This is a genomic window from Dactylosporangium sp. CA-233914, assembly GCF_050942935.1.
GTDB lineage: Bacteria > Actinomycetota > Actinomycetes > Mycobacteriales > Micromonosporaceae > Dactylosporangium.
The window spans coordinates 2,987,608-2,999,512 of record NZ_CP192030.1 but is presented as its reverse complement, the minus strand read 5'-3'; the positions used below and the strand labels follow the sequence as shown (position 1 = coordinate 2,999,512).

The 11,905-nt window shown below is 72.6% G+C and carries 11 protein-coding genes; 8 read left to right on the top strand and 3 right to left on the bottom strand.

The features are described from left to right. Positions 1-73 precede the first annotated feature (73 nt). Positions 74-706 (top strand): hypothetical protein, encoded by a 633-nt coding sequence (locus tag ACQPY0_RS13915; RefSeq protein WP_432988656.1) that lies wholly within the window; start codon positions 74-76, stop codon positions 704-706. Between the two features lie 70 nt (positions 707-776). Here the strand turns inward: ACQPY0_RS13915 and ACQPY0_RS13910 are convergent, their stop codons facing one another. From ACQPY0_RS13910 to ACQPY0_RS13900, 3 genes are all read right to left on the bottom strand, one after another. Beyond that, positions 777-1,562 (bottom strand): hypothetical protein, encoded by a 786-nt coding sequence (locus tag ACQPY0_RS13910; protein WP_432988654.1) that lies wholly within the window; start codon positions 1,560-1,562, stop codon positions 777-779. Next, positions 1,549-2,103 carry an RNA polymerase sigma factor gene (locus tag ACQPY0_RS13905; RefSeq protein ID WP_432988653.1) on the bottom strand — a complete coding sequence of 185 codons (555 nt, stop codon included), beginning with the start codon at positions 2,101-2,103 and terminating at the stop codon, positions 1,549-1,551. Before ACQPY0_RS13905 ends, ACQPY0_RS13910 begins: the two co-directional genes overlap by 14 nt. A 742-nt stretch (positions 2,104-2,845) precedes the next feature. Beyond that, positions 2,846-3,349: a chemotaxis protein CheX gene (locus tag ACQPY0_RS13900; RefSeq protein ID WP_432988651.1), complete on the bottom strand. Its 504-nt coding sequence runs from the start codon at positions 3,347-3,349 to the stop codon at positions 2,846-2,848. Between the two features lie 193 nt (positions 3,350-3,542). Here ACQPY0_RS13900 and ACQPY0_RS13895 point away from each other — a divergent pair, with 193 nt between their 5' ends. From ACQPY0_RS13895 to scpA, 7 genes are all read left to right on the top strand, one after another. After that, positions 3,543-4,127, top strand: a complete 585-nt coding sequence (locus ACQPY0_RS13895) for an ATP-dependent Clp protease proteolytic subunit (protein ID WP_432988649.1) — start codon at positions 3,543-3,545, stop codon at positions 4,125-4,127. A 31-nt stretch (positions 4,128-4,158) separates the two neighbouring features. Continuing rightward, the gene (locus ACQPY0_RS13890) at positions 4,159-4,506 is read left to right on the top strand and encodes an MmcQ/YjbR family DNA-binding protein (protein WP_432988647.1); all 348 of its coding nucleotides are present in this window, start codon (positions 4,159-4,161) and stop codon (positions 4,504-4,506) included. A gap of 419 nt (positions 4,507-4,925) precedes the next feature. Continuing rightward, positions 4,926-6,194 (top strand): acyltransferase family protein, encoded by a 1,269-nt coding sequence (locus tag ACQPY0_RS13885; RefSeq protein WP_432988645.1) that lies wholly within the window; start codon positions 4,926-4,928, stop codon positions 6,192-6,194. After that, complete coding sequence (locus ACQPY0_RS13880) at positions 6,172-6,570, top strand: hypothetical protein (RefSeq protein WP_432988643.1); 399 nt, start codon at positions 6,172-6,174, stop codon at positions 6,568-6,570. Before ACQPY0_RS13885 ends, ACQPY0_RS13880 begins: the two co-directional genes overlap by 23 nt. Next, entirely contained in the window at positions 6,567-7,970 is a 1,404-nt protein-coding gene (locus ACQPY0_RS13875) for a hypothetical protein (protein ID WP_432988641.1), read from the top strand. The genes ACQPY0_RS13880 and ACQPY0_RS13875 overlap by 4 nt, the downstream gene beginning before the upstream one ends. A gap of 68 nt (positions 7,971-8,038) precedes the next feature. Beyond that, the gene (locus tag ACQPY0_RS13870; RefSeq protein WP_432988639.1) at positions 8,039-9,748 is read left to right on the top strand and encodes a methylmalonyl-CoA mutase subunit beta; all 1,710 of its coding nucleotides are present in this window, start codon (positions 8,039-8,041) and stop codon (positions 9,746-9,748) included. Between the two features lie 92 nt (positions 9,749-9,840). Then, a complete protein-coding gene (gene scpA, locus ACQPY0_RS13865; protein ID WP_432995225.1) occupies positions 9,841-11,880 on the top strand; it encodes a methylmalonyl-CoA mutase in 2,040 nt (679 codons plus the stop codon). The last annotated feature ends 25 nt before the right edge of the window (positions 11,881-11,905 follow it).

Sequence of the window (11,905 nt, the reverse complement as noted above, 5' to 3'; positions counted from 1 at the left end):
CCCGGGTCGCCGCGCGCCGCAGAGTTCTCGGCATACCGCACCGCAGTGCGCCAGACATAGACAGGAACCCACGATGACGATCCGCACCGGACCGATTCCCGCCCGTACCGACCTGCCGCCCACCGTCGCCGCCCGCATCTCGACCGGCACGACCCGCGGCCTGGCCGCCGCCCTCACCGCCGGCACCCTGGTCTGGGCCGGCACGATGTTCACGGTCGGCAACAACCCGACCGACTCGCTCGGGCTGACCATCACCGACATCGGCGGCACCGCGTTCCAGCTCGGCCTGTTCGCGCTGCTGCGCATCCAGCTACGCACGGCCGCCACCGGCACCTCGAAGGTGGCGCGCGGGATGCTCTACGTCGAGCACGTCCTGCTCGCCGTCGCCACCGCCTGGAGCATCCTGCACGCGATCCCGGCGCTGCGCGACTCCGCCTTCCTGGTGCCGATGGACGTGTTCTGGCCGCTGTCGATGCTCGGCATGTTCGTGATCGGCCTGAAGATCCTCTTCACCGGCCGCTGGAAGGGCGCGGCCCGCGTCTGGCCCACGGTCGCCGAGAGCTGGGCGGTCGTGAGCGTGCCGACGTTCGCGATCGCCGGCTCCCCGATCGCCGACTACGTCGGCGGCGCCCACCTGCTGATCGGCTACGCCACCCTCGGCGTGATCCTGGCCACCCGCCCGGAGCTGACGGGAGCCCGCACATGAACCGCTGGGCCGGTCCCTGCTGAAGCCGTGGTGATTGCCCGGCCGCCGACGGCGGCCGGGCATCGACCCGTCACTGCCGGAGCGCGATGATCAAGGAGTTGTCCAGATACTTGTACGCGTCCGCGCCGGCGCTGGGCAGGTTGTTGCCTGGGATATAGACCAGTTCGTAGAAGTGGCCGGGCTCGAGGCTCGGGATCGCCGGCACCGTGTATGAGTACGGCAGCTCGAGGTTCGCCGACGAGCCCGGGACCGGCCACAGCGTCGCGTCGCCGGGGCCGTAGAGCCCGTTGCCGCTGCGGGTGTCCCGCAGGAACACCCGCTTGCGCTGCAGCGTCGGGCAGCCCGAGCCGCTGTCGCCGACGTGGAACTGGCCGTCCGAGAAGCTCAGCGTCAGCCCGTACGCGCACTGGCTCGGCAGGGCGATCGGTACGCCGTGGCCGCCCGGGTCGATGCTGTCACTCGGCGACGGCGGCGCGCTGGGGCCCGGCGTGTAGCTGCGGGAGAACCCGGGGGCCGGGCTCCCCGACGGCCACGGCTTGGCCAGCGACGGAGCCCCCGACGGCCGCGCGCCGACCTCCAGGCCGGGGCCGGGCCCGCCGGCGAGGCGCCCCGTGGCCACCCCGATGACGAGCACCAGCCCCACCACCCCCGCGAACACGGCAAGCACGGACACCTGCCGCCGGCGCCGCACGTTGACCGCGTGCCGGCTCCGCGCCTCCACCGACGAGTCATCCGGGCCGTCGACCGGCGGCCGTCCGGCGCGGCGGACCACCTCCGCCAGGCCGGCGTCGGCGTCGAAGGGCTCAGCGGCATACGCGCGCCGCACCAGCCCCCTGGTCAGTTCATCCTCGGCCATGTTCGCTCGCCTCCATCAGCTCCTGGAATCGGCGCACGTACGGCTGCAGGACCTTCCGCAGCTCCGCCACGTGCGAACGCACGGTCGACTCGCTCATGTCGAGCAGCTTGGCGATCTCCGCGTAGCCGTCGTCGTGCAGGAAATACAGCAGCGCCACCTGGCGCCGCCGCGGCGGAAGCCCGTCGATCAGCTCCCGCACCGCCCGCTCCAGGCCGAGGCTGTGCTCGATCCGGCCCAGCGCCGCGTCGTCGGCGCCGGGCTCGCCGCCCGGGCGCTCGTCGAGGCCGACATACCGCGACTGCGTCTCCGCCCGCCGCCGTGCGTAGTTCTTCGCGGTGGTCAGCACGTACGCGCGGCGCTGGGGCGGCCCCAGCTCACGCAGCCTGTCCCAGCGCTCCAGCATCCGGGCGAACCCCTCGGCCGTCGCCTCGACCCCGAGCTCATGACCCGCGAACGCGCACACGACGTGCTGCACTCGCATCGCCTCGGCCCGGTAGAACTCCGCGAAGTCCGGCGGCGCCGCCCCAATCTCGTGCGTCACGTTCATAGAGAGCCGCGAACGGCCGATTCCGTCCAATGGCCACACCGTTCGATATCGGGGCGAGCGGACGGACCCAGCATGAGACCAGGCCTCGGTGGTACGCACAGATCGCGCGCACGATGACCGGCGGCGTCCGCCCCGCTCGCCCTGACCACCTGCACCGCGGTCCTGCTCGGCGGCCCCACGATTCCCGCGGCCGTCCTGCTCGCCGCAGCCGTGTGCGGCGTGCGGCACACTGCCGGGCCGGCTCGCCTCGCCCTGGAGCCCCGCCGCGCCGCCGCCATGCTGCTCGGCACGGGCCAGGCCGCCGCCGGGCCAGCCCGCCTCGCCCTGGAGCCCCGCCGCGCCACCGCCATGCTGCTCGGCACGGGCCAGGCCGCCGCCGGGCCAGCCCGCCTCGCCCTGGAGCCCCACCGCGCCGCCGCCATGCTGCTCGGCACGGGCCAGGCCGCCGCCGGGGCCCGCCGCCGCCTGGATCGCCCCGCCGCAGGCCTCGCCCTCGTGACCGGGCTGCTGCCCGGCCTCACAGGCGGCCCGGCTTGCCCAACTGCACGACGCGGCGGACCGTACAGTCCTCGCCACCGGCCTGCTCGGCACCGTCGGCGTCACGGTTTCGCGCTGGCAGTCCCCTTCTCCCTGTCGCGCCCGCGCCACCCTGCCATGCCGGATTTTTCCCCCGCCAGGCGAAAAAACATGACAAGCCCGGCAAGCGATGCCGGACTTGTCGGGAGTTGCTCCGCGTTCAGGCCTTCTTCGTCACCAGGGGTAGGACCGCCCGATCGGGGTTCACGTGCAGGACGCTGAAGGTGATCGGGTCGCCGCCCTGCCAGCGGACGGCCAGGCGGTGGGTCTCGCGCGTGGCCGGGAACAGCATCCGGCCCGTCGCCACGACCGGAAGGCCCAGCTTGGCGGGCTGAACGCCGCGGTTCTTGAGGTTGCCGCCGACCACGTTGACGAGCTCGCCCATGGCGTCGGTCACGTCGCGTTCGGTCACCTCGTCCGCGTCCATGGCCAGCATGATGGCGGTGATGTCGCCGGCGGCGGCCGGCGGGACCAGGACGCGTACGTGGCCCTCCCAGGCGCCGGTGATCGACACGGCGGCGGTGACGGACTTGGCGTCCAGGACGGTCTGCGCTTCGATGGGGGTGGCCGGGGGCTGCTGGAGGTACGCGTCCCAGACCTCGTTCACGATCTCGATGAGGTCCCGGTCGACCAGGCCGGACTCTGCGGTGGAAACGTCCGCCATGGCGGCTCCCGACGGTTGCGACACGGCACCGCCTGCCGGTGCCCCCTTCACCGCATGGTGCCAGTCCAAGGTTTCAACGCAGACGGTTTGGCGGTATTCGCCGGGCCGGCGGGAGAACTGGCGGCGTTCAGCCCGAAGCGGAAACGCGGGTGCGCGGACGGCCGCGGCACGGATTCTCGCCTATGTTCGGGGCATGCGCTCACCGTACGAACGACGGCCGGACGAGGAGCCGCCGATGCCCCCGGCCCTGCACACACCGTGGCTGGACGAGCAGCTGTTCGGGCGGCGGATGGTGTTCCTGCGCGGGCCGATCGAGCCGGAGATGGCCGCGCGCACGGCGGCCACGCTGCTCGCGCTCGACGCGTCCGGGGACCAGCCGATCAGCATGCACATGAGCGCGGACCAGGGCAACCTCGCGGCAGTGTGGACGCTCGTCGACGCGATCGACTCGATGCGCGCGCCGGTGCACGCGACCGCCGTCGGGGAGGTCAGCGGGGCGGCCCTGGGGGTCTTCTGCGTGACCGCCCAGCGGACGGCCTTCGCGCACGCGCGGTTCCGGCTGACCGAGCCGAAGGTGTCCTCGCCGGGCGGGACGGCTGACCAGGTGGTGGCCGAGGCCGGGCGATACCTGCGCGACCTCGAGGACCTGATCCTGCGCATCGCGGGGGCGACGGGACAGCCGCGGTCCCGGGTCGAGGACGACCTGCAGTCCGGTCGGGTGCTGTCGGCCCAGGAGGCCGTCGACTACGGACTGGTGGCATCCATCGTCAAGCGCTGAACCGTTGCCTGCGAGGTGGCAACATAGGCTGATGGGGAGCGTCGATCTCGTGCGCAAGGTGGCGCTGGGCCTGCCGCGCACGACCGAGCATCTGATCCGCGACCGGGTCAAGTTCCGGGTCGGGCGGATCGTGTATCTCGCGCTGTCGCAGGACGAGACCACCCTCGGGTTCGCCTTCCCCAAGGAGGAGCGGGCCGCGCTGGTGGCGACCGAGCCCGAGCGGTTCTTCCTGCCGCGCCCCTCGGACATGCGGTTCCACTGGGCGTGCGCCCACCTCGACCAGCTCGGCGACGACGAGCTGCGCGACCTGATCGTGGACTCGTGGCGCATGGTCGTGCCGAAGCGCGTGTACGCGGAGTGGCACCAGCGGACCCCCTGAACGCCGATAAATCGTGATTTATCCGATATGACGGGACGCGCACCGGCGCCTCGGTGCGGGCGGACTCGATGGACGAAGCATGGCGACCGCCCCTCCAGCGGGACCGGGCCGCGAGACAGGCGAAGGTGAAATAGATCACCATGAGCGCGCCGACGAACAGGCGGCTGTTCGCGGTGCAGTGGGTGAGCGCACGCACCCACCGCAGCGATGTGCTGCACTGTGCGTGCTGGACCGCCGCGCAACGGCCGGACCCCGGTGCGGGGTAACGCACGGACGGCCGGCGGGCCCCGCGACCAGGACGTTGCGAGCACCCCGCAGCGAAGCGAACAGCGGGGGAACACCGAGCCCCATCGGGCGAGCTTGCCGTCATCGAGCGTCGAGATTTCGACAGATTCCACCCAACGGGGTTAAAGTGCCGGGTGCTTAACGCGCCTACCCTCACCGAAGCACGCACCTCCCCCCGGAGGGAGGGCCGCCTCGCCGCGCTCGACGGCATGCGCCTGGTCGCGGCCCTGCTCGTGGTGATCTACCACTACGTCGGCACGCCGCACTCACAGCTGTGGGAGTCGCCGAACCGTCAGGTGTTCGGCCGGCTGTTCGACTTCGCGAACTACGGCTACCTCGGCGTCCAGCTGTTCTTCCTGATCAGCGGGTTCGTCATCTGCATGAGCTGCTGGGACCGGAACCTCAAGGACTTCTTCGTCTCGCGGGTCGTGCGGCTCTACCCGATGTACTGGGTCGCCGTGCCCCTCTCGTTCGCGTTCGTGTACTTCAACCGCGACCTGGCCCTGTCATCCCACGTGATCCGGGCCCCCACCACCCTGTCCGACCTGCTCGTCAACTTCACCATGGCCCAGGACGCGTTCTGGGTGCCCAGCGTCGACGCCGTCTATTGGACGCTGTGGACCGAGATGCGCTTCTACCTGCTGTTCGCGATCGTGGTCGCGTTCGGCCTGACCTACCGGCGGGTGCTCGCCTTCAGCGCGCTGTGGCTCATCGCGACGATCGTCACCGGCAACATGGGCATCCCGATCATCGACACGATCGTGCAACCGAAGTACTCGCCGTACTTCATCGCCGGCATCCTGCTGTACCTCATCCACCGCTTCGGCTCCACGCCGCTGCTGTGGGGGCTCGTCGGCGTGTCGTTCCTGCTGGCCCAGCATCAGGTGCTGCTCGACACGCGGCACATGAACCAGTACCTCCACGTGAACATGAAGTGGACGCTCGCCATGGTGCTCGTCGGCGGCTTCTTCGCCGCGGTGGCCGCCTCGGCGCTGGGGTGGCTGGACTGGGCGAAGTGGAAGTGGCTCACCGTCGCGGGCGTGATGACCTATCCGCTGTACCTGCTGCACCAGGACATCGGCGTCATCACCATCCGCCTGCTCAAGGGCAAGATCGCGCCGTGGCCGCTGCTGTTCGGCATGATCGCGGCGATGCTGGTCCTGGCCTACCTCGGCCACCGGCTCGTGGAGCGGCCGTTCGCGCCGCGGCTGAAGCGGCTGCTCAAGTCCGGGCTGAACTTCGACGTGCCGTCGCGGATCAAGCCACGTGGCGAGCGGGCGAGTGCCGCTACGCCGACGAATCACCCTCCGCGGAGCAGTGAATCGCAGGCCACGGAACATATGGTCGCCCCGATCGATCAACAGCCGGTTGGGGTCGCCGATGCCACGTCAGGACGAAGATGAGCCGCCCGCGAGCCTCGCGGTCCGGCTGATCGTCGCCGCCGTCGCGGCCGGGGCTCTGGTCCCGGCCGCGCTCGGCGCCGCGCACTCGGCCGACGCCGGCGCGCACTTCGCGATCGGCTACCACCACCGGCCCGGGCGGGACGTCGAGCGGATGGAGTATCTCGGCGCCGAGATGGCCCGCCGGATTCCGGCCGGCACCCGGGTCTTCGTCGACGAGCCCGACGAGCTCTGGCGTTTCCGGATGACCGAGCTGGTGACCGTGCACGGGCTCGTGCTGGCCGTTGACACGCCCGGGGCCGACCTGGTCCTGCGCCGCCGCAGCGACGCGTCCGTCCCGCACGGCGTCGCCCTCGACATCGCCCCGGCGGCGACGTGACCAGCGTCGTCGCGGTCTTCATGCTCACCGTGGCCGGGCTGCCGCTGGGGTGGGCGCTGACCCGTTCGCTGCCGCTGGCCGTGCTGCTGGCCCCGCTCGCCGGCGCCGCCGTGTCGGCCGTCGCCGTGCTGCTCATGCTGTGGCTGCGGGGGCCGCTGATCCCGTGGTTCGCCGCCGTCCTCGCCGCGAGCGTCGCCGTGGCGTGGCTGGTGCGGCGGGCCGCGCCGGCGCCGGGTGGGAGCTGGCGGGAGGCCGGGCTGCTCGGGGTACCGCTGCTGCCGCCCATGCTGCTGATGTTCCGCGACCCTGTGGCGTGGGACGCCCACGCGATCTGGTGGCTGCACGCCGGCTACTTCGCGCGCGGCGGCGACTTCGCCCGCGCCGCGATGGGCAACGCGGCGCTGGTGCCCAGCCACCCCGACTACCCGCCGCTCGCCTCGGCGCCCGTCGGCGTGGCGTGGCGGCTTCTGGAGTCGTACACGTTCCGCCCCGCGATCGCCGTCAACGTCGCCGTCACCTGGTCGGCCGCCGTGCTCGTCGCCTATGCGGTGCGCCGCGTGACCGCCCGCGCGCCGTGGCAGCTGTCGATCCCGGCCGCGCTCGGCGCCGCGTGCTCGGCCTGGCTGCCGCAGTGGACCGCGCCGACCGAGGGCTACAGCGACACGATGTGCGCCGCCGCGTTCGTGGCCGGAGCGGTGCTGCTGCTCGCGCCGCGCGAGCCGCTCGGGGTCACACCCCTGGCGCTGTTCCTCGTGGCGGCCGCGGCGCTGACGAAGAACGAGGGCGTCGCGCTCGCCGAGGTGTTCGCGGTCGTGGCGTCGGTGCGCTACCGCCGCGAGATCCGCCGCGCCGCGTGGTGCTGGCTGCCCGCCGGCGCGGCCGCCGCCTGGTCGCTGACCGCCCGCGCCCTCGGCGCGGAGAACGACCTCATGGCCGGCGGCCGGTTCGGCGCACTGCTGCGCGGCGACGCCGGCACGTGGGAGCGGCTGCCGCTGATCGAGACGGAGCTGGGCGAGCGGATCTGGCCCGTGGCGATCGCCGCCACCGTCGCCGCGGTTCTCGGCGGGCTGCTCCTGCGCGGGCGGCGCCGGCGGCTGGGGCTGGCCGGGGACGGGTGGCTGTGGGCGGTGCTCGCCGCGCACTGGCTGATGCTGACCTTCATCTATCTTGTCACGCAGTACGACATCCACTGGCATCTGTCGACCTCGGTCGACCGGGTCACGATCGTGCTGGCCATGCTCTCCTGCGCCATCGCCGCCACCTGGCTGCCGGTCGCCCTGGCGCCGGTCCCACGCCCGGCGGGTGAGCACGGACCTGGGCGCCACCGGCGCGCGGCCGATTCCGCCACGGCCGCCGTCCGCCAGCCGTCGCCAGGTCCTGCGGCGAGCCTTGAGCGGTGACAAAGTGGAGAGGTGGAGGTTGTCACAAGTAGGGATTTTCGCGCGCACACGCCCTTAACGTGGCGACCATGAGCGCCCCCGCAGATCTCCAGGACTGGCGGCGGCTCGCGCTGGGCGTGCTGCGCAAGTCCGGGCTGGCCGACGACGACGCGCCGCCGGAGGCCGTCGCCGAGCTGTTGTCGACCGCGACGTACGACGGCCTGAGGATCGCGCCGCTGTACACGGCCGCCGACGCCGCCCCGCCCGCCGGTCAGCCGGGGCACGTGCCGTTCGTCCGGGGCGGCTGCGCGCTCCCCCGGCCCTGGGACGTCCGCCAGCGCCACGCCGATCCAGATCCCAAGGTGACCCGCGCGGCGATCCTGTCCGACCTGGAGAACGGCGCCACCTCGGTGTGGCTGGCCGGTCTCGCGCCGGGTGACCTGGCCGAGGCGCTCGACGGCGTCTACCTGGACCTGGCCCCGGTCGTGCTCGACAACGGCTTCGACACCCTGGAGGCGGCCCGGGCGTTTCTCGCCCTGCCAGGCTCCGACAAGACGGGCAACCTGGGCGCCGATCCGCTGGGCCTGACCGCCCGGTCGGGCGAAAAGACCGAGCTCTCGCTGCTGTCCGTCCTGGCGCGCGAGTCGCCGGTCCCGGTGGCGACGATCGACGCCACGGTGTACCACGACGCCGGCGCCGCCGACGCGCAGGAGCTCGGGTACGCCACCGCCACCGGCGTCGCCTACCTGCGCGAGCTCGTCGCCGGCGGCCTCAGCGCCGGCATGGCCCTGCGCCAGCTGGAGTTCCGCTTCGCGGCCACCGCCGATCAGTTCGCCACCATCGCCAAGCTGCGCGCCGCCCGGCGCGTCTGGGCCCGCGTCGCCCAGGTCTGCGACGTGCCGCACCTCGGCGCCCAGCGCCAGCACGCCGTCACCAGCGACGCGATGATGACCGCCCGCGACCCGTGGACCAACCTGCTGCGCACCACCGTCGCCTGCTTCGGCGCCGGCGCCGGCGGCGCGGACGCGGTCACCGTGGCGCCGTTCGACGCGCGGCTCGGCCTGCCCGACGGCTTCTCCCGGCGCATCGCGCGCAACACCCAGTCGCTGCTCATCGAGGAGGCCGGGGTCGCCCGCGTGCTCGACCCGGCCGGCGGGTCGTGGTACGTCGAATCGCTCACCGACGCCCTGGCCCACGCCGCCTGGGACGTCTTCAACGAGGTCGAGCGGGCCGGCGGGATGGCCGCGGCGCTGTCGTCGGGGCTGGTCGAGGACCGCGTCGGCGAGGTACGGCAGCGGCGCCTCGACGACCTCGCCCACCGCCGGCAGCCGATCACCGGCGTGTCGGAGTTCCCGGACCTGGCCGAGCGGCGCCCGGTGCGTCCCCCGGCACCGTTGCCGCCGGGCGGCGGTTTACCCCGGATGTCGTACTCCCAGGGCTTCGAGCTTCTGCGTGACGCCGCCGACGCCGCGCCGCAGCCCCCCACCGTGCGCCTGGTCACGCTGGGTCCGCCGGCCACGCACTCGGCCCGCGTCTCCTTCGCCGCCAACCTGTTCGCGGCCGGGGGCGTGCGACTGGCCGACGAGCCGTCGCCGGTCGCCTGCGTCTGCGGCTCCGAGCGCTCCTACGCCGAGGAGGCCGCCGCGACCGCCGCGCGCCTCAAGGCCGAGGGCGTGCGCAAGGTCTGGCTGGCCGGCAAGGGCTCCTACGAGGGCGTGGACGCGTACCTCTTCACCGGCTGCGACGCGCTCGGCGTGCTCCAGCAGACCCACCGAGACCTGGGAGTGGTGGCGCCGTGATTCCCGACTTCTCCGAGGTGGCCCTCGGCACCCCGCGGGTCGAGCCGGGCGCGCCCGAGGGCACGGCCGAGGCCTGGCACACCCCCGAGGGCATCGACGTCAAGGGCGTGTACGGCCCGGACGACCTCGCCGGCGTCGACTTCATCGGCGGCCTGCCGGGCATCGCGCCGTACGTGCGCGGCCCCTACCCGACCATGTACACCACGCAGCCGTGGACCGTGCGGCAGTACGCGGGGTTCTCCACCGCCGAGGAGTCCAACGCGTTCTACCGGCGCAACCTCGCCGGCGGGCAGAAGGGCCTCTCGGTCGCCTTCGACCTGGCCACCCACCGCGGCTACGACTCCGACCACCCGCGGGTCGCCGGTGACGTGGGCATGGCCGGCGTCGCCATCGACTCGATCCTGGACATGCGCCGGCTCTTCGAGGGCATCCCGCTGGACCGGATGAGCGTGTCGATGACCATGAACGGCGCGGTGCTGCCGGTGCTGGCGCTGTACATCGTCGCCGCCGAGGAGCAGGGGGTGGCGCCCGAGCAGCTGTCGGGGACCATCCAGAACGACATCCTCAAGGAGTTCATGGTCCGCAACACGTACATCTATCCGCCGGCGCCGTCGATGCGGATCATCAGCGACATCTTCGCGTACACCTCGAAGCACATGCCGAAGTTCAACTCCATCTCGATCTCCGGCTACCACATCCAGGAGGCCGGGGCGACCGCCGATCTGGAACTCGCCTACACCCTCGCCGACGGCGTGGAGTACCTGCGCGCGGGGCGCGACGCCGGGCTGGACGTGGACGCGTTCGCGCCGCGGCTGTCGTTCTTCTGGGCGATCGGGATGAACTTCTTCATGGAGGTCGCCAAGCTGCGGGCCGGCCGGCTGCTGTGGGCGCGCCTGGTCAAGGAGTTCGGCGCGAAGAACCCGAAGTCGCTGAGCCTGCGCACGCACTGCCAGACGTCGGGCTGGTCGCTGACCGCCCAGGACGTGTTCAACAACGTGGTGCGCACCTGCGTCGAGGCGATGGCCGCCACTCAGGGCCACACCCAGTCGCTGCACACCAACGCCCTGGACGAGGCCCTCGCCCTGCCGACCGACTTCTCGGCCCGCATCGCCCGCAACACCCAGCTGCTGCTGCAGCAGGAGTCCGGCACCACCCGGGTCATCGACCCGTGGGGCGGCAGCGCGTACGTCGAGCGCCTCACCCACGACCTCGCCCAGCGCGCCTGGTCGCACATCGAGGAGGTCGAGCGGGCCGGCGGCATGGCCCGCGCGATCGACGAGGGCATCCCGAAGCTGCGCATCGAGGAGGCGGCGGCCCGCACCCAGGCCCGCATCGACTCGGGCCGCCAGCCGGTGATCGGCGTGAACAAGTACCGCCCCGACGCCGACGAGCCGATCGAGGTCCTCAAGGTCGACAACTCGGCCGTCCGCGCCGCCCAGATCGCCCGGCTGCAGCGCCTGCGCGCCGAACGCGACCAGGCGGCCTGCGATGCGGCTCTGGACGCCCTGACGGCGGGCGCGGCGGGCGGCGGCAACCTGCTGGAGCTGTCCGTGGCCGCCGCCCGGGCCCACGCGACGGTCGGCGAGATCTCCGACGCGCTGGAGAAGGTCTTCGGGCGCCACACGGCCCAGATCCGTACCATCTCCGGCGTGTACCGCGACGAAGCCGGCGGGTCCGGCAACGTGGAGCGGGTCCGCGCCGCGACGGACGCGTTCGCCGAGGACGAGGGCCGCCGCCCCCGCATCCTGGTGGCGAAGATGGGCCAGGACGGCCACGACCGCGGCCAGAAGGTGATCGCGACCGCATTCGCCGACCTCGGCTTCGACGTTGACGTGGGCCCCCTGTTCTCCACCCCCGGCGAGGTCGCCCGCCAGGCCGTCGAGGCCGACGTCCACATCGTCGGCGTCAACTCCCTCGCCGCGGGCCACCTGACCCTGGTCCCGGCCCTGCGCGCCGAGCTGGCCGGCCTCGGCCGCGAGGACATCCTCATCGTCGTCGGCGGCGTGATCCCGCCGCAGGACTACGATGAGCTGCGCGCGGCGGGCGCAGCCGCGATCTTCGGCCCCGGCACGGTCATCGCCGACGCGGCCCTGGAGCTGCTGGAGGTGCTGCGATCCCGGTTGCAGCACTGAGCGACCTGATCGAGGGCGTCCGCTC